Genomic DNA, 23,339 nt, shown 5'->3' with positions numbered 1-23,339 from the left:
GTCTAGACTTCTCCAACTTTCTAAAAAACATAAAGGAATGGGCAATGAAAAAACCAACTGTATACATAACAACAAACATCATACTATTTATTCTATTTTTAAGTCTGTTTTTGTTTATCGTGTTCGATTACACAACCAACGATCTTGCTTGGTTTGATATGGAGGTCATCCATATTGTCCAACAAAATATAACTCCGACATTAACGACCATGATTGATCGTTTCACTTTTCTTGGCTCTGTACGGTGGATTGCCGCGGCAGTTTTGATTGTTATGGTCCTCCTCGTCTTAAAAAAGAAGTATGCGTTAGCTATTTATATTAGTTTGGCATCGGGGGTGGGGGCACTTTTAAATTGGAGTCTTAAACACTATTTTAAAAGAGAAAGACCAGCTATCCTACCATTAATTGAAGAAACGGGATATGCCTTTCCAAGTGGACATTCAATGGGATCGTTTATCTTTTACGGATCACTCGCTTTTGTCATTATTCATTTAACTAAAAGGACAAGTATGAAGTGGGCTGTAGCGATTATCATGGGGTTACTGATTTTTGCCATCGGTTTAAGTAGGATATATTTAGGTGTCCATTATCCTAGTGATGTAGCGGCTGGTTTTTTAGTCGGGGCGATTTGGTTAATGCTCACCATTATGGTCTTTCATTTGTATGAGCATTTTTCAAATAAATAATAGGGGAGTGAACTATTGGAAGTTTACCTAAGAGCTCTCGAGCAATTTTATTCAATTATGAAGGAGACCTTGTACATCGTGTCCAAATTCCCCCATCCTGGATGGGTGGAGGAAAATAGGGAAGGTTACGCAGCATAAGGTGGGTAGGTACACCTTAAAAGTGCAATAAGCGCAATAATGGCATTTAAATAAGTTGCGACACCATAAGTAAATAGGAGGGTACGAAAATGACATTTTCTGCGAAGAATCGTTCTACTACCATTCATGATTTAACTAACAATGAGTATGATCTCGTTGTTATCGGTGGAGGTATTACAGGAGCTGGAATCGCCCTTGATGCTGTGACAAGAGGGATGAAAGTCGCATTAATTGAAATGCAGGACTTTGCAGCAGGAACCTCAAGTCGTTCGACTAAACTTGTGCATGGTGGTCTACGTTATTTAAAACAATTTGAATGTCATGTTGTTTCTGAAGTAGGAAAGGAAAGGGCGATTGTATATGAAAACGGCCCTCATATCACAAAACCAGAATGGATGGTCTTACCTTTTTATCAAGAAGGGACTTTCGGTAAATTCACAACATCAATTGGATTGAGGGTTTATGATTTCCTTGCGGGAGTAAAAAGAGATGAAAGAAGAACAATGTTAAATAAAGAGCAGGTGTTATCTAAAGAACCCTTACTGAAAGAAGAAGGTTTACTCGGTGGTGGTTATTATGTGGAGTACCGTACAGATGATGCACGGTTAACGATAGAAGTGATAAAAGAAGCGGCTCATCGTGGGGCTGATGTGATTAATTATGCTAAAGTAACCGATTTTATTTATAGGGATGGAATGATTAATGGGGTTGAGGTACAAGATCAGCTCAGTAATGAATCCTATCAAGTTTTCGGAAAAAAATGTGTGAATGCTACCGGTCCTTGGGTAGAGAGACTTTTAGATAAAGATGCACAAATGGAAAATAAATCTTTAAAATTAACAAAAGGTGTTCACATTGTTATCGATCATTCCATTTTCCCATTAGCGCAAGCTATTTACTTTGACAGTGAAGATGGTCGAATGATTTTTGCTATTCCTCGAGAAGGGAAAACGTATGTTGGAACAACAGATACATTTTATAAAGATGATCCTGCGCACCCTTCGATCACAGATGAAGATAGGCTCTATTTGCTGAACGCAATTAAAGGGGTTTTTCCAAATGTGAAGGTGACAGAAGCAGATATTGAATCCAGTTGGGCAGGAGTACGTCCGCTCATTCATGAAGAAGGGAAGTCGCCTTCAGAAATTTCGAGAAGAGATGAAATATGGGTGTCAGCGCATGGTTTAATATCGATTGCTGGTGGTAAATTAACGGGTTACCGAAAAATGGCCGAAACAATTGTAGACAGAGTTTCGTCTATGCTAAAAAAAGAATATCAGCTATTGTTCTCAAAAAGTATGACAAAGCATCTACCGTTGTCAGGCGGGAGAGTAGGTGGAGCAAAAAATTTCCCTACTTTTATCGAAGCAAAGAAACAGGAAGGGATAGAAGTTGGATTAAAAGGAGAAGAGTCCCTTTATCTTTTAAGCCGTTATGGATCAAATGCACCGGTTTTATTCTCATTAGTTAAGCAATATCATAAAGACGAGCACCTTATGCCACGAGTCTTATGGTTGGAGTTAAAATATGCACTTGATTATGAAATGGCGGTCTCGCCTGTAGACTTTTTTTTTCGCCGAACAGGCGCATTGTTGTTTAACATTATGCTTGTGTTCACATATAAGAATGCTGTAATTGAAATGATGGCTGAAGAACTTGACTGGACAGTTGAACAAACACTATCATATACAAACGAACTGAATGAAGTGATTGAATGGGCGACAAACAAAGGGTGAAAAAAATGTTGGGTGACGACGGGATATATTTGTGAGTCTTTCTCTTATCCTGTCGTATAACCAATGAATTTGACATTTATCTACCGAAGTACTATAATAGAATTTGGTATTTGAGATAGAAAGATAGTCGGTAGTCATACGACTTTTCTTGATGTGAAAGTTACTCTTTAGAGTAAAGTTCGCTAAGCAAGGTTTATAATTAAGAACTATTTTGTGGACAACTTCATGAAGAAGTTGAAATTCTTCTTAAATCATCTTCTATTTACCCATAAATGAACTTTATATGGTTACTTCAATAATTAAACCCCAATATACAATTCAAAAAAGAGTTACTTTTCTCAAGAACAAATGAAGATTTAACCTGATTCTCACTGGCGCAACTTCGGGGTTGCAAGGATGGAAGAGAGGTAGGGCTTTCGTTGTTTTAGGTAAAGAACTTATTGAAATTAAATAATCTCAAATATAACCAGCGAACCGTCATTGAAGCGGTTCGCTTTTTGATTTATCCGATATAGTAAAGATAAAGTCATTTAAGTATTCTTTAAAATATATCCCATCATTATGTATGTCGGTCTCAGCATTAACTTTGATTCTCAACAAAAATTATGCCATAATCAACGAATAATCAAATATAGAAGCAAGAAAATAGCCTATGGCGTAATATGATAAAGGCGAACAATAAGCTCCATTTTTGTTGAAATATATGTGTTTTCTGTTATAATAAAGAGGAAGCTGAAGAAATCGCAGTAACTGACGACATTGCGGAAATAACCGCTGGGGAGCTGCGTCTATGTTTAGCCGGTCGTCTGGGCAGAGGTAAGTTCTACTTATCTCTTTTGTATTTCGGAGGGATTGGACATGGAAGAAAAAACGATACTAGACGGACAAAAAGTTTCGAATGACGTAAAAGAACAGTTAAAAGAAAGAGTATTAAAATTATCGGCTCAAGGAGTAACGCCTTGCTTAGCTACTATTTTAGTGGGAGACGATCCATCTTCTGCTACGTATGTACGCATGAAAGGCAATGCCTGTGAAAAACTTGGTATTCTTTCAAAGAGAATTCATCTAGATGCAAGTATTTCTACTGAAACACTCATTGAAACGATTCAGGATTTAAATAATGATAAAAATGTACATGGCATTTTATTACAACATCCAGTACCTGCACATATAGATGAAAGAAAAGCATTTGAAGCGATCGACATCGAAAAGGATGTGGATGGTGTCACCAGTCTTGGCTATGGTCAAACTGCACTTGGTTTCGGTGTTTATCCATCTTGCACACCTGCTGCTATTATGGAAATCATTGATTATTATGATATTCCTGTTGAAGGAAAAAATGCAGTTGTGGTTGGAAGAAGTCCGATTTTAGGTAAGCCTGTTTCTGCATTACTGCTCAATCGCAATGCAACTGTAACGACTTGTCATTCTAAAACAAAAGATTTAAGTGAACATTTAAGCAAAGCTGATATTGTTGTTGCAGCTGTAGGGAAACCTAATTTTATCCAAGGAAGCTGGCTAAAAGAAGGGGCTGTTGTTTTAGATGCTGGATACAACCCAGGAAATATTGGCGATGCTCATTATGATAGCTGTTATGAAAAAGCATCTGCTATTACACCTGTCCCTGGTGGAGTAGGCCCTGTAACGATATCTATGTTATTAAAACACACAGTAGCTTCAGCAGAGAAAACGGTTCAGTGAGAAATAACTATTGACATTTAGCGATAAAACAATGTAGTATAAAATATACGCTGTAAAGTTCGTTATATATTATTTGGATAAGTGGTCGTAACTGCAAGAAATGTAGGCGATTGTACTCTTCATTTCTTTTAGTTACGGCCTTTTTAACTTCATAAGAAAATTAAAGTACGAGGCATTCCACTTTTCTCTATAAGCTTATATAATTATGACTTTTTAGTGATTATTTTTTGGAGGTATTATCATGAATAACGGTAAAGTAAAATGGTTTAACGCAGAAAAAGGTTTTGGTTTCATCGAGTCTCAAGAAGGACAAGACGTATTCGTACATTTCAGTGCGATTCAAACTGAAGGTTTCAAAACTCTTGAAGAAGGTCAAGAAGTTACTTTTGAAATCGTTGATGGCGACCGTGGCCCTCAAGCTGCAAACGTTGTAAAAGCATAATAATGCGGTGATGCATGGCCTTTCATGCATCATCTTTTTATGTGAACGACTATTGAACTGTTCTTACACCGTTAAAATGATTTTGCTTTTATTGCTTATAAATTGAAAAAAATTAATAGAAACTGGATACACTCATACTATAGATTATTTTGATGTATGATTGAAATACAAGGAGGATTTATCTTGGTAAAATTTTCGGATTTTGGTTTAAGTACAGAGCTAGAAAAAGCTCTTTCTAATATGGGTTTTGAAGAGCCAACCCCTATTCAAGCACAATCACTACCTATTGCATTAGCTGGTGCGGATATGATTGGTCAAGCCCAAACAGGTACAGGTAAAACAACGGCATTTGGTGTCCCAATGTTAGAGAAAGTAACGAAAGAAGATGGCATTCAAGGTTTGGTACTTGCGCCAACAAGAGAACTAGCTGTGCAAGTGGCAGAAGAATTAAATCGTATTGGACAAGTGAAAGGAATCAGAACTTTACCGATATACGGTGGTCAAGATATTGGTAGACAAATTCGCGCACTTAAAAATCGTCCGCAAATTATCGCTGCAACACCTGGCCGTTTAATTGATCATATTGAAAGAAGAACGATTCGTCTTAATAATATTAAATCAGTTGTTCTTGATGAAGCGGATGAAATGCTAAATATGGGATTCATTGAAGATATTGAAAGAATTCTTGGTGAAATTGAGCATGAACGCCAAACGCTTCTTTTCTCAGCAACAATGCCTAGACGTATTCAAACATTAGCTGAGAAGTTTATGAATGATCCACAAATTGTTCGTGTAAAAGCAAAAGAATTAACAGTAAAGAATATTGAACAATCTTATATCGAAGTGCATGAAAAACAAAAATTCGATGTATTATGTAGCTTATTAGATATTCAATCTCCTGAACTTGCGATTGTATTTGGTAGAACGAAAAAACGTGTAGATGAAGTAGTTGAAGGATTAATTAAACGTGGATATTCTGCAGAAGGTATTCATGGTGATATTCCCCAAGCAAAACGTGATCAAGTTATTCGTCGTTTCAAAGACCAAACAATTGATATTATGGTAGCAACAGATGTTGCCGCACGTGGGCTCGATATTTCAGGCGTTTCACATGTATACAACTTTGATATTCCTCAAGATCCTGAAAGCTATGTGCACCGAATCGGACGTACAGGAAGAGCTGGAAATAAAGGTTTAGCTATTACATTTGTTTCTCCACGAGAAATCGATCACTTGAAAATTATTGAAAGTGTAACGAAGACAAAAATGAAGAAAGAACCAGTACCAACGTTTAAAGATGTTGTTGCAGGTAACCAACGTGTGACGATTAATCGTTTAATGAATACAATTGATAAGAATGAGTACGATGAGTATAAGCGTATTGCTGAATCGTTGTTAGAAGATACAGATTCAGTGACAGTATTGGCAGCAGCATTAAAATTATTAACAAAAGATCCAGATGTCACACCTGTAAAAATTACAGCGGTTGAACCACTTCGTTCGAAAAAACCTAAAAACAGAGATGGACGTAATCGTAGTCGCTTTGGTGATCGTCCGAGATCTGGTGGAAGAGATCGTAAAGGCGGCGGCCGTGACTATAAAGGTCGCGAAAGACGTCGTGTAAAAAATAATAAAGGCCGCGATTGATTAAAATAAAGCAAATTGTGGTATATTAGGAAATGCAGGAGATGTTTCCTGTGAGTTTCAAATGTTTAGGAGGAAAAGAAAAAATGGCAACAGGTAAAGTAAAATGGTTTAACGCAGAAAAAGGATTTGGCTTCATTGAACAAGAAGGTGGAGATGACGTATTCGTTCATTTCTCTGCAATTCAAACGGAAGGCTTTAAAACATTAGATGAAGGACAAGAAGTGTCTTTTGATATAGAAGAGGGGCAACGCGGACCTCAAGCTGTAAATGTGACAAAGCTATAATACAAATGTTCAATAAAAGAAAAAAGATCACTTCCAATGAGGAGTGATCTTTTTCTTTTTACATAGTTAAAAGTAGTCCACCGATGTATTTGAAGAGGACTATATGTACGATTTGGTTTGGATGATAACAAATGGGTTTGGCTTTTTAGGATATTACTTGAAGTGATAATAATCCTGACTGCCGCAAACCGTAAATCCACACTTTTTATAAAGCATGAGCGCACGGTTATTCTTAACTTCAACCTCTAGGTGAATGGAATATTGCGCTTGGTATTGTTGAACGACTAGACGCAATACTTCGCTCCCCAACCCTTTACCTTGTTCATTAGGATGAATGGCGAACCCATATATCCATAATTGTTGATTCCTTATATTTAGACGTATTTTACCGACTCTTTTATTACCATTGCAAATGACTAGTAATTGATCATCTTGTTTATGTAAGTTAAAATCATCGTTGATTGCTTTTGCATTCTCTTCTGAAAGGTTAAAGCATAATTGGTCGAGTTGGTTGCAGAAAGGAGAATCTGCTAATTCTGCGGTTCTGAGATGAATATTTCGTTGCTGTTGTTTTGTCGGTTGACTAACCTTGTAGACCATTTGGTATTCAGTAAAAGCATATGATTTGTTCCATGTAGACATAACGGTCTTACCCGTAATTGATTGACCAGGTATATTAATCAGCACTTCTTCATATTGGTCAATGATGGGCAAAGCTTCAGTAAATAATGAAGAAAATATCCCTTTCCGACGATAGCTAGGATGGACCATACCACAAATTTCAAGCTTTGATCCGAAGGGATAAAGCGCAACAAAACCGATAAGCTGACCATCAATAGAGTGCTTGTACAAAGGTGTTTCGGTTTGCGTATTCTCTATCATATCCAAGTTTAATTTAAGAACGATATCATCATGTTGTTCACAAATTTTTTGCAGCTGATAGATCTCTTGTATATTCATTATCGCCGCACTCCTTTTTAAGCTATTATAACTGGAGAAAATAAAAAGAGGAAGTTTCTTTTTTGTTATGGAGGTAATAATAGGATAATACAAGTGTTTATGCTATTATCATATAGAGAAAGTGAGGGAGATGTATGCAATCATTTAAAGTACAATTCCATAAAGAAGATCAAGTGGATGAAATGAATGTAAACAAACTATCAGAGGAAGATTTTAATCAAATGACAGAAGGTGGAACAAGACACCTGTTTGAGTTAGATACGAATATTGGCTTTTTTGTTTACTTTGATGGTCTGAATAAGGATGGACAAGAGTCGTATATGGTTCTTCATTATGAAGGAGAAGAAGAAGAACCAACCGCTTGTTACAGTTTTGCATTGCCGGATTTTTACCAATTTGTTGCCTTGCATTTGAATGATCTCGAATTTAACGAAGAAGAGCAAGAGGATGAAGAAGCATATGGTCCAATACATCACCTGGCCCATTTAATGTATCATATCATTGAAGAAGGTAAACAAGTAGAGGAATAATCATAAAATGCCTAGGAGCTAACCCTAGGCATTTTATATTTATTCATCATTTGCATTGATATGTTGACTACAGAATTTAGTGACTAATATTTCTTCTTCTTCTTCCAATCCAAATTCCAGAATCTCTTCATTATTATTCTCTTGGAAGTGATAATTAAGTATTTTCATTTCGTCTTCACCTTTATAAAATAACACGCGCAAGCGAATACCTTGTTCTGAGTATAATTCATCATCTTCATCAACATCAATATCTAAAAAGAATTCGTATCTTTCTCCAGATAGTATACCGGTCGGATCATTGATCTGTTCAACCGTATAACTCGAAATATGCAAATGTCTTCATCCTTTCTTTTAAAGCAATCAGCGTCTCTATTATACACTTTTTCCACTATAATTCATACATAAAGGTTGTTTTTTATAGGACAACATGTTAAAGTGAAAGTTTCCTTGTTTTGACAAGGATAAAAAAATGTGCTATACTAATATTTGTTAAGTAAAAAATATTACACACACTTGTTATAAAGGACCATACTGGTTTGGCATAGCGAGTGATTTTTATTTTTTTCGGATGATATGTTCTACCTTTAGGAGGTGCCTGATAATGGCAATGGGATTTGGAAGAAAGAACATGGAAGAAGTGAAGACTGAAGAGATTAAAATTTGGGAATGTTCCTCAGAAACATGCAATGCTTGGGTGAGAGACAACTTTAAAAGTACACCAAAGTGCCCAATTTGTGAAAGTGAAATGGTAGCAACAACAAAAGAATTACAAGTAGTAAATAATAATAGCCTTTATAACAAATAATATTCTTCTGTTATTTTTGACTATCGTTAAGTCAACGGATAATTGAATGAACAGGATACGACGAGTGGTTGTTTGATAACCACTCTTTTTTATTTTATTTAAAAAACTTTTCAATATAGGTTTATTTATTGTAAGGTAAGAAGAAATCTTAAGTGGATTAGGAGACTGAATTTTTAAAAAATGTTCAGGTTAACGAAAACTATATAATTTATAAAGATCAACGAGGGCAGATATACTCCCTTCTGAGTAATGGGATTAGCTCGGGATAGAATGTAATGTGATTGAACTTGAATAACCTTTCGTTGATGCACAGAAGATTAAGTGGAAAAGTGCATAAACTGTGCCAATTGAATAAGTGTTTTTTCTTTGACTTTTTCTAAAAGTCACTTTACAATATATATACTATAAAAGATATAAGGAGATTTTTAAAAAATGATACCTAGACTATGGTCCCTAACTTTGAACCAGTAATTGAATACGGTCGAAGACTCTGTTTGTATATACAGAGTAAACGGGATAAGTCTGTCCTTTTTTAATAATCTTCATTTTAAATATATATCATATGTAATATGAAGAAACGGATTATTCTGCCTTTCTTTCTTTTTGGGTGACACACCTTTATATGGGGAAGTTGACATGTAATTCCATAATCCATTAGTTTGGCTAGGATACTTCCTTTTACTCTAAATCACAGACGGATTGTCTGTGATTTTTTATTTTATTTAAATGGGGAGAATTTTAAATGTGCATGTTACTTCTCTATTGATACGAGCTTTGTTTTCAATGGCTCGTATCGAATCAGAATCGATACGTTAAAATTTTTTTGGAGGTATCGATTACTATGGAAAATAAAAATTGGAAGCATAAATTTTTTGCGATTTATACAGGGCAGTTCTTTTCATACTGAGTAGTACTGCTGTTCCATTTAGTATCATTTGGTGGCTAAATGACACAACAGGAGGACCATTTGTGGTTATGAAGAAGAGATAGGAGGAAAAAGACATGCAGTTCTTATTATTTTATTGATACGAGCTTAGTTTAAAGGCTCGTATCGATCCATGCTATCGATACGAATGATAAAATTTCGGGAGGTAGCAAATATGGAAAAAATTTGTTTTGAATTAGAAAATGTTGAAATAACTTATTTAGATAAGGAAATCTTAAAGATTGATCGATTAGCCATTCACCAATTTGACCGTATTGGGATTGTTGGAAAAAACGGTGCAGGAAAAAGCACATTATTAAGACTATTAGCAGGTAAGGTTTATCCAACAAAAGGGAAAGTGTGTCGTCATGTTGAATATGGTTATTTTGAACAGCTTGAAGGACCAACATCTCTTAGCGCTGATCCAGTATTATTTGGAAAATTAGATATACCAAAAGATTCAGTTCGGTTAAGTGGCGGAGAGCAGACAAGGATGAAAATTGCTCAGTTGTTGACCAATTATTGCGAAGCATTACTAATCGATGAGCCGACAACTCATTTGGACCAAGAGGGCATTTCTTTTATCTTAGAGGAACTTCGTTATTATTATGGGGCACTTGTATTAATTAGTCATGACCGTGCTATATTAGACGAATTAGTCACGACTATTTGGGAAATTCATGAAGGTAAGGTTTGTGTATATTCTGGAAACTATAGTGAGTACATTGCTCAAAAACAGTTGGAACGTGAACAACAGCAGCAAGCCTATGAACAGTTCGTGAAAGAAAAGAGTCGGCTCGAAAAAGCAGCACAAGATAAAATGAAAAAAGCTCAAAAGGTTGCTCAAGCAGGGCGGATGTCTAAAAAGGAAGCGAATGCCTTACCGAACAAGTCGTTTATGACGAAGTCAAAAGGTACGAGTGCAAAGGCGATGCAACGTGCTGCCAAAGCAATTGAGAATCGAATGGAAAAACTTCAGGAAGTAGAGGCTGTAAGAGAAAATAGAGCTATTATTTTCCGTCAATCTAAAGCTACAGAGATGCATAACAAGTTCCCAATTTTGGCCGACCGATTTAATCTTCAAATTGAGAGAAAAGTACTATTAGAAGACGTCAGTTTCCAACTTCCACTTGGTAAAAAAATTGCGATTACAGGCAGCAATGGTAGTGGAAAAAGTACATTGCTAGACCGTATTGCGAATAAAGATAATAACCTGATAATTTCTTCAAAGGCAAAAATAGGATATTTTAAACAAATGAGTTATCAATTCACTAATGATGAAACAATCCTGCAATTCGTGAAAAATCGCTCAGGGTACGATGAGACATTTTTACGTAGTGTTTTACACTTAATGCAGTTTATTGGTACAGATTTACAAAAAAATCTAAAGTCATTAAGTGGTGGCGAAGCTATTCGGCTCCAACTTTGTTTGCTATTCTTAGGAGAATATAATATTTTATTATTAGATGAACCAACCAATTTCTTAGATATCTATGCCATTAAAGCATTGGAAACATTTATTGCCGGTTATGAAGGCACCATTCTTTTTGTCTCACATGATCAACAATTTATAAATAATGTAGCAGATTTACAATTGAATATCCATGAGAAAAAATTTATAACAAATTGAGTTATAAAAATAAACCGCTAAGAGATTGGCGGTTTATCTATTATTTTTTGATTTGTTTAATTTTCTTAGTCTCCAAGATGTGAATAAATTTACTTAAACTCTTGCGTAACTTTAAAACACCAATTAAAAAAATCGGTTCCTAAACATTAGGAATCGATTTTTTTGCTAATACAGCTTAACATTGTAAATCGCATTTTCCTAACGCTACCCCATATAGAAGGCTATGGCCGCTTTTTAGTCTTTCACTACGGAAGAATGCATAGAAATTGACGTCTACATTTAATTTTTAAACAAAAAGTCTGCTAAGGCCGATTGATTTTTCGTTAAATCAGCTAATGTATATTGATCTAGTACTTCTAAATAAGCTTTTAATGCTTTATTTAGTACATGCCTTAAGCCACAAACAGGGGAAATGACACAATGATTGTTATTTTCATCAAAGCATTCAACTAAATGAAAATCTTCTTCGGTTTTTCTGACTACTTCACCAATATTAATCTCTTTAGGTGACATGGCTAAACGAATGCCACCATTTCTCCCTCTAATTGTCTCAACATATTGATTTTTCCCTAATTGATAGATGACTTTCATCAGATGATTCTTAGAAATTTGATATGTGTCTGCAATTTCCTTAATATTTGTCAGCTGGTCTTTTTTTATTGTTGCTAAATATATGAGAACTCGTAATGAATAATCCGTGTAGTTGGTAAGACGCATTAGGAATCACACCTTTTTCTTCTATTAATAGTTCTATTATACATATAGCTGGGTGTGGAACCAATTGTGACAACTTTTTAAAAGATGTATTTAAAATATTGCTTTAAATTCAGAAAAGGTATATTTTAAAGATGTATTTAAAATATATCTTTAAAATGAAAAGGGTGGAGATATTAATGTTAAAACAAGAGACAATTAAAATCATCAAATCAACGATACCCGTATTAGAAATTCATGGAACCGCTATCACAATGCATTTTTATAAACGTTTATTTGCCGAACATCCTGAACTTCTTAATATTTTTAATCATGCTAATCAAGAAAAGGGAAGGCAGCCTAAAGCCCTCGCTAATGTATTATTTCAAGCAGCTATCCATATTGAACATTTAGAAAAATTGGCGCCAGCAGTTGCTACAATTGCTCATAAGCATCGAAGTTTAGGGGTTAAGAAAGAGCACTATCCCATCGTTGGGGAACATCTATTAGCAGCTATAAAAGAAGTTTTAGGTGATGCAGCAACAGATGATATTATTCAGGCATGGGCAGAGGCTTATGATGTGATTGCCTCTATCTTTATTTCAACTGAAGAAGACTTATACAATGCATCAGGTTGGGCTGGATTTAAATCTTTTAAAGTAGTAAATAAAGTACCTGAAAGTGATCTTATCACTTCTTTTTATGTTGAGCCCATTGATGGTATGACGTTACCAACTTACCAACCTGGCCAGTATGTATCGATTCGTATAAATATAGCTGGCGAAAAGTACGATCTTAACCGTCAATATAGCTTATCAGGAAAACCATCAGAAGAGACGTATCGTATTTCTGTCAAAAGAGAAGAACATGGTAAGGTCTCTAACTGGTTACATGACCATGTGCAAATAGGAGATAGTTTGGAAATGAGTGCACCAGCAGGTGAATTTGTACTGCAATCCCAAGCGGAGACACCAGTGGTTTTAATCAGTGGTGGTGTTGGAACTACTCCATTATTAGGTATGCTTCATGCATTAGAAGGGACAAAGCGAGAAGTAAGTTTCCTTCATATTTGTAAGAATAAAAACGTACATGCTTTTGGAGATGAAGTGAAAACGGCGATAGCAGAAATTGAGAATGGTCGATACCTAGTTAAATATAGTGATGATGAGGGCAGATTAGCTAGTGAGGATTTAAAGCCATATATAAGTGAAGAAGCAGAGTACTACTTATGTGGCCCTATCAATTTTATGGAAAATATTAAAGAACAATTATTTATGTTAGGTGTGGAAAATTCACATATTCACCTTGAACTATTTGGTCCAGCGGTTCCTCTTAAAGAAAAAATAAATATGTAGAGGAAGAGCTTTTAAAACATTTTAAAAGAAAAGAGATGAATACGCCTCTCTTTTCTTTTTATATGCAATGGGTCCGTTATTGTTTGTCGTTCATCTAGTTATAAAATACAAGCGGAGAAATGCCTTTATCACATATAATTAATCATTCATTTTCCCCAAAATTAGCTAGCAGGCCTATAATGGATGTCTGTCCGATCGTATATTCGACAATATGAGCACTGCTCCAGGACTTGATGCGTATCAAGTCCTTCTTGTCTTTCCACTTTTCGTTTCGTTGGTTTAATGAAAAATTCCTTTAATGTACGATTGGTACCGCTTACATATTTATTAGCACTTCTTCAACTTGCATATCATTCACTCTTAGTAAGATATTGTCGAGAAGTTTTTTCGTTATCGAATGAGTTCCTAACGGAAATGTATAAAAAGCCTAAAATGTTAAAGAATATATTTATCAATTATGAGAGGTGAATCATATGGAAACAAAGAGAATAAAACAAATACTTTCATCATCAAGTGATGTAGAAGTTCAATACAATGGAACTTCTGTATGGATAGATAAGTTACATGAAGATGATAAGACAGTTACAGTTCATTTAAGAGGAATTCCGTTAGAAGAAAGAACAGAAGTAGATGTCTCAGATCTTAATGAAGTGTAATGATACGTCAATATGTTAGAGTGTAGGTAGATATTGCTACCTACCTTTTTATTTATAGTTGAGTAATATAAAATTATTCGGCAAATTTTTTCACTTTACATAGGGTACCGGGGTATAATATAATGAAAATAAGGGAGGCGATTCAATGGAATATGAAAAAGATCATGTGAATGAAGAAACCATTTGCCTAGAGCATGGAGATAGAAGAAGTCATCATTCAGATAAAGTAAAAAAGAATTTAGTCACTCGATTGAATCGTATCGAAGGACAAATTAGAGGTATTAAGGGTCTAATTGAAAAAGATACGTATTGTGATGATGTGATTACACAAATATCGGCAACACAATCTGCCTTAAATAGTGTCGCTAAGATTTTACTTGAAGGCCATTTAAAAGGCTGTGTAATTGATCGGATAAATGAAGGCGACGAAGAAGTATTAGATGAATTTCTTATTACGATTCAAAAATTAATGAAAAAATAGGAGGATTTTATATAATGGAAAACGTAATTTTACATGTAGAAGGAATGTCTTGTGGTCACTGTGTGAAAGCAGTAGAAAGTAGTGTAGGTGAATTAAAAGGAGTAGACACGGTCAAAGTAGATTTAGATAAAAAAGAAGTCAAAGTTGCTTATGATGCTTCATCTGTAAAGCTTGATCAAATTAAAGAAACGATTGATGATCAAGGATATGAAGTTAAATCTTAATCGTGCAGCTTTGCACGATTTATTTTAAGTGTTTATATAGGGTAGTAGGGTATAGTATTCAATGAAAGGTGAGGTAGGGCATATGTCCAAGCAAGACGATTCACAAAAAATAATTAATTTACCAATTACAGGAATGACGTGTGCTGCTTGTTCTGCGCGAATAGAAAAAGGGTTAAGTAAAATGGATGGTGTAAATGAAGCGAATGTGAATCTCACTTCTGAAATAGCCACCATTTCCTATAACCCAGAAAAGATAGAAGAACATGCATTTCAGCAGAAGATTAAAGATCTTGGTTATGAAGTTGTTTTAGAGAAAGCTGAGTTTGATATTACAGGAATGACATGTGCTGCTTGTTCTGCGCGAATAGAAAAAGTGTTAAATAAACAGCCCGGAATTGCGCAGGCAAATGTGAACTTAGCCTTAGAAACAGGTACGGTAGAATACAACCCTGAGCAGGTTTCAGTTGAAGAAATTATTGCAAGGGTAGATAAGATTGGTTATAGCGCTTCGTTAAAAACAACTGCGAGCGCAAATGATGTAAGGGAGGAGAATATTAAAAAGCAGCAAAGGAAATTTATTGCTGCTGCCATCCTATCTATCCCACTACTTTGGACGATGGTTGGGCATTTTGAATTCACCTCATTCATTTTTCTACCAGATTTTTTAATGAATCCTTGGGTACAGTTGATATTAGCGACCCCTGTACAATTTATTATCGGTTGGCAATTCTATACGGGTGCTTATAAATCATTGAAATCTGGCAGTGCGAATATGGATGTACTTGTTGCATTGGGTACTTCTGCAGCTTACTTTTATAGTTTGTTTCTAACCATACAATCGCTAGGTACAACGCATGGTCATCATGTTGAGCTTTATTTTGAAACGAGTGCGATTATTATTACCCTTATTTTATTAGGGAAATTATTTGAAGCACGCGCAAAAGGAAGATCATCAGAAGCAATAAAAAAATTAATGAATTTAAAGGCTAAAAAAGCGGTTGTAGTAAAAGAAGGTAAGGAAACCGTTGTCCCTGTTGAGCAAGTAATAGCAGGTGATACGGTTATCATTAAGCCTGGTGAGAGGATTCCTGTAGATGCAGTAATCATTGAAGGGCAATCTGCAGTTGATGAATCAATGTTAACAGGAGAAAGTGTGCCAGTTGATAAGAAAGCTGGCGATGAAGTAATAGGAGCAACGGTTAACAAAAATGGACTTTTAACAGTAAAGGCAACAAAGGTTGGAAAAGATTCAGCGCTTGCGCAAATTATTAGAGTTGTAGAGCAAGCACAAGGATCAAAAGCACCTATTCAGCGGTTAGCCGATAAGATTTCAGGTATCTTTGTTCCTATAGTGGTGGCTATTGCCCTTGTTACCTTCTTTATATGGTTTCTTTTCTTGCAACCGGGTGATGTAGCTAGTGCGTTAGAAAAAATGATTGCTGTGCTCGTCATCGCTTGTCCTTGTGCATTAGGGTTAGCGACGCCTACTTCAATTATGGCAGGGTCTGGTCGTTCCGCAGAGATGGGTGTACTATTTAAAGGTGGAGAGCACCTGGAGATGACACATGAAATTACAACTGTTGTTGTCGATAAAACAGGTACTGTTACAAATGGTCAGCCTGTATTAACAGATATCATAGTTGAACCTGGAACAAATGAAGCCCATTTTCTTTCTATCGTTTCTGCGAGTGAGAAGTCATCCGAACACCCTCTTGCTGAAGCCATTGTGGAAGGATTAGAGAAGAGAAATGTTGAAAAAGTAAAAAGTGAATATTTCGAAGCGCTACCAGGCTATGGCATCTCTGCAAAAGTAATAGGAAAAGATGTACTAATTGGTACAGTTAGATTAATGGAAGAGAATGGGGTAGACTTCTCTTGGTTCTCGAAACAAATGAAAGAATTAGAAGGCGAAGGAAAAACAGCTATGCTTGTAGCTATTAACGGTAGAGCAAAAGGGCTTATTGCTGTAGCTGACACAATAAAAGAATCATCAAGCGAAGCGATTCAAAGGCTACATGATATGGGGTTAGAAGTCATTATGATGACTGGTGATAACCAGTTAACAGCACAAGCCATTGCTAAAGAAGTAGGTATTTCAAAAGTCATTGCAGAAGTCTTACCAGAAACGAAAGCAGAAGAAGTTAGAAAACTGCAAAGTCAAGGCAAAAAAGTAGCGATGGTAGGGGATGGCATTAACGATGCCCCTGCATTAGCAACTGCCGATATCGGCATGGCTATCGGTACAGGTACAGATATTGCCATGGAAGCAGGAGACATCACACTCATGCGTGGTGACCTAAATAGTATTGCTGATGCGATCATGATGAGTAAAAAAACCATTCGTAATATTAAACAGAATCTTTTTTGGGCCTTTGGCTATAATACAATCGGTATTCCTATTGCAGCTGCAGGTTTCTTAGCACCATGGTTGGCGGGTGCGGCGATGGCATTTAGTTCTGTCTCTGTTGTATTAAACGCACTTCGATTGCAACGTGTAAAATAACTAGCATAAAGACATTCTATCAAAAGATTTAAAGAGAAAAACAAGCTAATAAAATAGTTAGCTTGTTTTTCTTTATAGAGTTTTAAAAGATTTGTACCAAGAGGTTAAAACATTTTCTTGTTAATATGGAGTATTCTTTTAATTGATTATTGAGCAACCATTTTAGCGCAATTATTACATTTTGACACTTCTGTGACCGTTTAATTTATTTTACCAAAAACGATTTCTTTTCTGGTTTAAGCTTACTAGTTTGCAGGTAAAAAAGTAGGGTTGAACAATTTTTAATGGATTTCAAGCCTTTTTTACATAAATAAGAAGTGCTATTATTTATAATGGTCTCAAATTTACCGATGAAAGAACGAAAAGTTTATTTTGAAATTTATATAAAAGAAATAAATTGTATTCTATGAAATGATGTGATATGATTACTCATACAATCTCAGATACAATATATAGTTATTTATTATAGATATGACAACTACATATAGTAATTGGTTGAAGGAGTCCAAATGGACTTAAAATGGGAATCCGGATAATCCGGAGCTGTACCCGCAACTGTAAGTGTGACGAAAAGAGGAAACCACTGTTCTTTTAGAGAGAATGGGAAGGCTCTTAGTAGGTTGATACACAAGCCAGGATACCTGCCTTCTTAATCAAAAGTTTCATTTCTTCGGGGCTTGAGAAGATGAAACGACAGATCATAAAAAGAGTGTAATTGTACACTTGTATTTATACTGTCGTTTGATCCGCTCAAGGTGTAACTGGAGCGGTTTTTTTTATGCCTAAATTTGATAGAAATAGGTTGAAGGAGGAAAAACTTTGAAAACAATGATTGAACCGACAGTCAATTTTGAGCAATTATATCAACAATTCAGTAATTTACCAATTAGTGCGTTAGAAAAACGGGCTGAACAATTAGAACACCTAGAGGTAGACAGTTTCTATAATCAGTTAATTCTAGAATGTCTTTCTTACATAAATGTAAATGAACCTGATTGGACCTATGTGGCTGCCCATTTATATTTAAAGAAGATTTATCAACAAGCAGCTGAGAACCGAGGGTACAGTGGCCAAGCTTATGGTGATTTTCATTCTTTAATTCAACAGTTGAGTGATATTGATATTTATAGTCCTATTTTATTATCTAGTTATACAAAAGAAGAGATTGATGAATTAGGCAAAGAAATTGTCCCTGAAAGAGATCAGCTCTTTACTTATCTCGGGATTAAAATGCTAACTGACCGTTACGTAGCAAAAGATCGCCAAAAAAGAATTTTTGAGTTGCCTCAAGAACGCTGGATGGTAATTGCAATGATTCTTATGCATCAAGAAGAAAAAAATCGTTTGCAATTAGTAAAAGAAGCTTACTGGGCAATGAGTAACTTATTTATGACTGTAGCTACACCAACTTTATCAAATGCAGGTAAGAATTGGGGACAACTATCTAGCTGCTTTATCGAAACAGTTGATGATAGTTTAGATTCGATTTATGACAGTAATACAGACATTGCTGCACTATCAAAAAACGGTGGTGGAATTGGCGTTTATTTAGGTAAGATTCGTAGTAGAGGCAGTATGATAAAAGGATTCAAAGGCGCTTCGTCTGGTGTGCTTCCATGGATGAAACAGCTGAATAATACGGCTGTTAGCGTGGATCAACTTGGACAAAGACAAGGAGCAATTAGCGTTTATTTAGACGTTTGGCACAAGGATATCTTCTCTTTCCTTGATGCAAAGTTAAATAATGGTGATGAAAGATTACGTACACATGATTTATTTACCGGTGTTTGTCTACCTGATTTATTCATGGAAAAAGTAGAAGCGCGTGGTAACTGGTATTTATTTGATCCACATGAGGTTCGACAAAAAATGGGCTTCTCATTGGAAGATTATTATGATGAAGAAGTTGGCGCAGGTACCTTTAGAATGAAATATCTAGAGTGCGTCAATAATGAAGACTTATCAAAGAAAGAAATTCCTGCTATTGATATTATGAAGTCTATCATGCGCAGTCAATTAGAAACTGGGACACCATTTATGTTCTATCGTGATGAAGTGAACCGTATGAATGCAAACGCACATGCCGGCATGATTTATTGCACCAACCTTTGTACTGAAATCGTCCAAAATCAAAGTGTAACAACAAGAGTAGAAGAGTATACAAAGGATGGAAAGATTGTTATCGAGAAAACACCTGGTGATTTCGTTGTATGTAACCTCTCTTCTATTAACCTTGCAAAAGCAGTGAATGAAGAAGTGATAGAACGATTGATTCCTATTCAAGTAAGGATGCTTGACAATGTCATTGATATTAATAAAATCCCTGTTATTCAAGGGCAGTTAACGAATAAAAAGTATCGAGCGATTGGTTTAGGTACTTTCGGCTGGCATCATTTATTAGCTACTAACAAGATCGTATGGGAAAGCCCTGAATCATTAGAATTTGCAGACCGACTTTACGAGAAAATTGCTTACTTAACGATTGAAAGTTCGATGAATCTAGCTGAGGAAAAAGGAGCATACCCAGCATTCAATGGTTCAGATTGGCATACAGGTGCCTATTTTGAAAAAAGAGATTACCTGAATGGCGAAAGTGAACTTGATTGGCAAGGCCTAATGGAAAAAGTGAAAGAAAATGGGATGAGAAACGGCTATTTACAAGCGGTTGCCCCTAATGCATCCACTGCATTAATTGCAGGCAGCACACCGAGTATTGATCCAATCTTCAACAAGCAATACTCTGAAGAGAAAAAAGACTATCGTATTCCCGTAACTGCACCAGACTTAAACGCTCAAACAACGTGGTATTATAAATCAGCTTACCATATCGATCAAAAATGGAGCATTGCTCAAAATGCGAAACGGCAAAAGCATATTGACCAAGCAGTGTCATTCAATCTTTATATTAAAAATACGATAAAAGCAAAAGAATTATTAAATCTTCATGTATCCGCATGGAAAAACAGGTTGAAAACAACTTATTATTTACGTTCGACTTCCACAGATATTGAAGATTGTGAATCATGCTCTAGCTGATTTCACAGAGAGGAGAATGGAATAAATGAATACCTTAAATAAACGTCCCATTATGAATCATGAAGCACCGAATCGTTCAACAGGTATTATTAATGGAGAATGTTCGAACGTATTAAACTGGGATGATGTGAGATTTTCCTGGGCTTACCCTAAATATAAAAAGATGTTGTCTAATTTCTGGACACCATTTGAAATTAATATGTCTCAAGATATTAAGCAATTCCCTGAGTTATCTGAGGACGCACAAGAAGCCTTTTTAAAGATTATCGGTTTACTAGCGTTACTAGATAGTATTCAAACGGACTATGCTGGGAAAACAGCAGATTATTTAACTGATTCAAGTCTGTCAGCGTTAATGATTATTCTTGCACAACAAGAAGTGATTCATAATCACTCCTATTCTTATATTCTTTCTTCTATCGTTTCAAAAAGTAAACAAGATGAAGTATTCGATTATTGGCGTACAGAACCAACATTAAGAGAACGCAATGATTTTATTACAAATGGTTATAAAGATTTTGTTAAAGAACCGACAGCGGAAAATATGTTAAAATCAATCGTTTATGATGTAGTATTAGAAGGCTTATTCTTCTATTCTGGTTTCGCTTTCTTCTATTATTTAGCGAGAAATCAAAAGATGGTATCTACATCAACGATGATTAACTATATTAATCGTGATGAACAAATTCACGTTGATTTATTTGTGAAAATCTTTAAGGAAATCTTAAACGAGCAGCCTGAATTAGACACACCAGAATTGCATCAATTTGTAAAAGATACCTTTAAAAAAGCTGCAGAACTCGAAATTGAGTGGGCACGGGAGGTAATCGGTGATAAAATGGATGGTATTCTTATTACTGACCTTGAAGCATACATCAAATTTTATGCAAATGTCCGCAGTAATCAATTAGGGTTTGAACGACCATTTGAAGGATTCCGTAAAAACCCGCTCCGTTGGATTGTTGCCTATGAAGAAGTAGATCAAGGCAAATCAGATTTCTTTGAGCAAAAATCAAGACAATATACAAAAGTGAATCAAGTCGATAATGGATTTGATGAATTATAAATTTTTCAGTGAATGAAGATTAGAAAAGGATAAATGGTGAGTTCTTCTTGTTGACTTCATACCAACAGGGGTATAGAATATGAGGGTGAATACAACATCCTAGGAGGAAAAATGCTTACGTTTATTAGTATACTCTTAATCATTTTACTTTTGACTTTTATATATAGTAGATATTTGCCCGTTTTTGGTGTGAAGGCACAAGTGTTACAAGACAATCATGAGAGTGATGTTCGTATCGTCGATGTGAGGGATTATAATGAAAAAGTAGATCAGGCACATCATCGTTTGCATATTCCCATTGCCTATCTCCATCGCTTTTATCATGAAATCGATGGAAAGAGAGTACACGTTATTGCTTCATCACAAATAGAAAAAAACATGAGTATTCGATTTCTTAGAAGAAAAGGCTATAAGGTGTCAGGATATACACTATGCAATGAATGCTGAAACAATATAAATATAACTTCAAAAAGTAGCGCCACAGATTAAATGATCTGTGGTTTTTTGTTGAAATGTAAATGAGGATAATTGGAGAAACATTTTTTTCGATAGCTTACAAAGAGTGGAACAACGCGCGGGCTCCCAGCTCTTAGAAGAAGCCAAAAGAATGAGAGCACAGTAAAAGGCACTGTCTAAGCGGAAAATAACAAGTTAGAGCAGCCTTCTGTTTAACAACAGTTCAGATTGAAGAAGGCTGCAAACTACATCTTTAAGTCCTTGTATTTTCTACTTTCATTGTACTCTCATCCATTTTTTCTAACTTTTCTTCATTTATTTGATACTGCACCATGAGCTGTTGTATGGCGAGCATATTTTCCTCAATTTTGAGGTGGTTGTCATTCAATTTAGATTGTGTTCTTAAATTGATATAGTCATTTTCATTATGTTGTTTCAATGGCTGTTTTAGATGAAATTGAGTATCTTCCAATAATCGCATTAAGTATGGTGATGGTGTGAGCTCTTTAAAAGAAAGAGTTGCAAGCTGGCATAAATGGTTAAACGCTTGCTTTAATATATTTATATGCTTTTGTTTATGTCTTAAGTAAGATACATCCTTTCTTGAAAATTTGTGAAAGCGCCATTCATCTTTTTGGTACTGAATCAGCTGTTCACAATGGGCAACCTCTTCCTCAATCTTTTCAATGATTTGTTTGATTTCGTTTCTGCTCCTATTTTCTTGTTTGAAATTGTTCGTCACATATATAAGAATACTATCCATACGATGCATTAACTGAGAAGATGTTTTACTTATTTTGAGTAAATAATTAGGTGGTAAAATAAAGATATTTACACAAGTAGAAATTAATAAACCTAGTGTAGTACCCCCAAGTCTCATTAATAATGTGGCCATATAAGCTTCTTGCACAATGGATATCATAGCCATTCCGGTTAAAGCGGCAACAAGCAGACCATCTTCTAGCTTTAACTTCGTACATATCATCAAAGTGAAAACGGCTGTAAGTGCGTAGGCCAACGAACTATCTGAGAAAATAAAGGTAAATAAAACGGCAAAAGAAGCCGCTATAGAAGAGGCTTGAAACCTGGCTGGTGCCTTACGAATGGATTCTTTTGCAGTTGGCTCAATAGTAACAAGAGCGGTAATAACCGCAAAAGTTGGTGGCCACGTGAATAGTTGACATAGAAATGCAGTAATAAAGACAGAAATGCCTGTTTTAAAAATTCGCCCTCCAAATAGTCTAATCATTGTTAGTATCCTCTTTCTTTATGGCTTACATTTTTTATGAAGGATTTATGCAAAAATTCATTGCATTAACAGAATGACCAATTAAACATTTTTCAATCATAAGAAAGAAAAAAATTGTAAAAAAGAGAAAATCTAT

At 35.4% G+C, this 23,339-nt stretch carries 21 protein-coding genes and 2 riboswitches; of the genes, 17 read left to right on the top strand and 4 right to left on the bottom strand.

Going from position 1 to position 23,339, the window contains the following annotated elements; all coding sequences use genetic code 11:
• The first annotated feature begins 44 nt into the window (after nt 1–44).
• From MHH73_RS13180 to MHH73_RS13155, 6 genes are all read left to right on the top strand, one after another.
• Complete coding sequence (locus MHH73_RS13180) at nt 45–686, top strand: phosphatase PAP2 family protein (protein WP_191811241.1); 642 nt, start codon at nt 45–47, stop codon at nt 684–686.
• A 227-nt stretch (nt 687–913) separates the two neighbouring features.
• Nucleotides 914–2,560 carry a glycerol-3-phosphate dehydrogenase/oxidase gene (locus MHH73_RS13175; RefSeq protein ID WP_341067358.1) on the top strand — a complete coding sequence of 549 codons (1,647 nt, stop codon included), beginning with the start codon at nt 914–916 and terminating at the stop codon, nt 2,558–2,560.
• Nucleotides 2,561–3,296: 736 nt separating this feature from the next.
• A riboswitch (ZMP/ZTP riboswitch) is annotated at nt 3,297–3,379 on the top strand.
• Nucleotides 3,380–3,418: 39 nt separating this feature from the next.
• Nucleotides 3,419–4,261, top strand: a complete 843-nt coding sequence (locus MHH73_RS13170) for a bifunctional 5,10-methylenetetrahydrofolate dehydrogenase/5,10-methenyltetrahydrofolate cyclohydrolase (RefSeq protein WP_191811243.1) — start codon at nt 3,419–3,421, stop codon at nt 4,259–4,261.
• A 241-nt stretch (nt 4,262–4,502) separates the two neighbouring features.
• Nucleotides 4,503–4,703 carry a cold-shock protein gene (locus tag MHH73_RS13165; RefSeq protein ID WP_191811245.1) on the top strand — a complete coding sequence of 67 codons (201 nt, stop codon included), beginning with the start codon at nt 4,503–4,505 and terminating at the stop codon, nt 4,701–4,703.
• Nucleotides 4,704–4,886: 183 nt separating this feature from the next.
• A complete protein-coding gene (locus tag MHH73_RS13160) occupies nt 4,887–6,350 on the top strand; it encodes a DEAD/DEAH box helicase (RefSeq protein WP_318245443.1) in 1,464 nt (487 codons plus the stop codon).
• A gap of 83 nt (nt 6,351–6,433) precedes the next feature.
• On the top strand, nt 6,434–6,634 hold the full coding sequence (locus MHH73_RS13155) for a cold-shock protein (RefSeq protein ID WP_341069765.1): 201 nt from the start codon (nt 6,434–6,436) through the stop codon (nt 6,632–6,634).
• Between the two features lie 153 nt (nt 6,635–6,787).
• Here the strand turns inward: MHH73_RS13155 and MHH73_RS13150 are convergent, their stop codons facing one another.
• A complete protein-coding gene (locus tag MHH73_RS13150; RefSeq protein ID WP_191811249.1) occupies nt 6,788–7,594 on the bottom strand; it encodes a GNAT family N-acetyltransferase in 807 nt (268 codons plus the stop codon).
• 134 nt (nt 7,595–7,728) lie between these two features.
• On the opposite strand from MHH73_RS13150, the gene MHH73_RS13145 reads away from it, so the two are divergent.
• On the top strand, nt 7,729–8,124 hold the full coding sequence (locus tag MHH73_RS13145) for a cytosolic protein (RefSeq protein ID WP_191811251.1): 396 nt from the start codon (nt 7,729–7,731) through the stop codon (nt 8,122–8,124).
• 39 nt (nt 8,125–8,163) lie between these two features.
• Here MHH73_RS13145 and MHH73_RS13140 read toward each other — a convergent pair whose 3' ends face one another.
• The gene (locus MHH73_RS13140) at nt 8,164–8,457 is read right to left on the bottom strand and encodes a DUF6509 family protein (protein WP_191811253.1); all 294 of its coding nucleotides are present in this window, start codon (nt 8,455–8,457) and stop codon (nt 8,164–8,166) included.
• Nucleotides 8,458–8,725: 268 nt separating this feature from the next.
• Between MHH73_RS13140 and MHH73_RS13135 the strand changes: the two genes are divergently transcribed.
• The gene (locus MHH73_RS13135; RefSeq protein ID WP_095372957.1) at nt 8,726–8,929 is read left to right on the top strand and encodes a cold-inducible protein YdjO-related protein; all 204 of its coding nucleotides are present in this window, start codon (nt 8,726–8,728) and stop codon (nt 8,927–8,929) included.
• Nucleotides 8,930–10,029: 1,100 nt separating this feature from the next.
• Nucleotides 10,030–11,484 carry an Msr family ABC-F type ribosomal protection protein gene (locus tag MHH73_RS13130; RefSeq protein ID WP_341067352.1) on the top strand — a complete coding sequence of 485 codons (1,455 nt, stop codon included), beginning with the start codon at nt 10,030–10,032 and terminating at the stop codon, nt 11,482–11,484.
• 279 nt (nt 11,485–11,763) lie between these two features.
• Here the strand turns inward: MHH73_RS13130 and MHH73_RS13125 are convergent, their stop codons facing one another.
• Complete coding sequence (locus MHH73_RS13125; RefSeq protein WP_191811257.1) at nt 11,764–12,201, bottom strand: Rrf2 family transcriptional regulator; 438 nt, start codon at nt 12,199–12,201, stop codon at nt 11,764–11,766.
• A gap of 176 nt (nt 12,202–12,377) precedes the next feature.
• On the opposite strand from MHH73_RS13125, the gene hmpA reads away from it, so the two are divergent.
• The 8 genes from hmpA (at nt 12,378) to MHH73_RS13085 (ending at nt 21,945) form a co-directional block, all read left to right on the top strand.
• On the top strand, nt 12,378–13,532 hold the full coding sequence (hmpA, locus tag MHH73_RS13120) for an NO-inducible flavohemoprotein (RefSeq protein ID WP_341067350.1): 1,155 nt from the start codon (nt 12,378–12,380) through the stop codon (nt 13,530–13,532).
• 473 nt (nt 13,533–14,005) lie between these two features.
• Nucleotides 14,006–14,188 carry an H-type small acid-soluble spore protein gene (locus tag MHH73_RS13115; RefSeq protein ID WP_191811261.1) on the top strand — a complete coding sequence of 61 codons (183 nt, stop codon included), beginning with the start codon at nt 14,006–14,008 and terminating at the stop codon, nt 14,186–14,188.
• A gap of 145 nt (nt 14,189–14,333) precedes the next feature.
• The gene (locus tag MHH73_RS13110) at nt 14,334–14,669 is read left to right on the top strand and encodes a metal-sensitive transcriptional regulator (RefSeq protein ID WP_225230408.1); all 336 of its coding nucleotides are present in this window, start codon (nt 14,334–14,336) and stop codon (nt 14,667–14,669) included.
• Nucleotides 14,670–14,683: 14 nt separating this feature from the next.
• A complete protein-coding gene (gene copZ / locus MHH73_RS13105) occupies nt 14,684–14,893 on the top strand; it encodes a copper chaperone CopZ (RefSeq protein WP_191811263.1) in 210 nt (69 codons plus the stop codon).
• A gap of 82 nt (nt 14,894–14,975) precedes the next feature.
• Nucleotides 14,976–17,396, top strand: coding sequence for a heavy metal translocating P-type ATPase (locus tag MHH73_RS13100; protein ID WP_191811403.1), 2,421 nt, complete (start codon nt 14,976–14,978; stop codon nt 17,394–17,396).
• Between the two features lie 484 nt (nt 17,397–17,880).
• Nucleotides 17,881–18,059, top strand: a riboswitch (cobalamin riboswitch).
• Between the two features lie 165 nt (nt 18,060–18,224).
• Nucleotides 18,225–20,432, top strand: coding sequence for a ribonucleoside-diphosphate reductase subunit alpha (locus MHH73_RS13095; protein ID WP_341069762.1), 2,208 nt, complete (start codon nt 18,225–18,227; stop codon nt 20,430–20,432).
• Nucleotides 20,433–20,457: 25 nt separating this feature from the next.
• Entirely contained in the window at nt 20,458–21,498 is a 1,041-nt protein-coding gene (locus MHH73_RS13090) for a ribonucleotide-diphosphate reductase subunit beta (RefSeq protein WP_191811265.1), read from the top strand.
• A 111-nt stretch (nt 21,499–21,609) separates the two neighbouring features.
• A complete protein-coding gene (locus tag MHH73_RS13085; protein ID WP_191811267.1) occupies nt 21,610–21,945 on the top strand; it encodes a hypothetical protein in 336 nt (111 codons plus the stop codon).
• Nucleotides 21,946–22,207: 262 nt separating this feature from the next.
• On the opposite strand, the gene MHH73_RS13080 is transcribed toward MHH73_RS13085, so the two are convergent.
• Complete coding sequence (locus MHH73_RS13080; protein WP_191811269.1) at nt 22,208–23,203, bottom strand: aromatic acid exporter family protein; 996 nt, start codon at nt 23,201–23,203, stop codon at nt 22,208–22,210.
• Nucleotides 23,204–23,339: the final 136 nt, after the last annotated feature.

The organism is Cytobacillus sp. FSL K6-0265 (assembly GCF_038003465.1).
GTDB classification, from domain to species: Bacteria; Bacillota; Bacilli; order Bacillales; family Cytobacillaceae; genus Cytobacillus; species Cytobacillus stercorigallinarum.
This window is presented reverse-complemented; position numbering and strand designations above follow the sequence as displayed.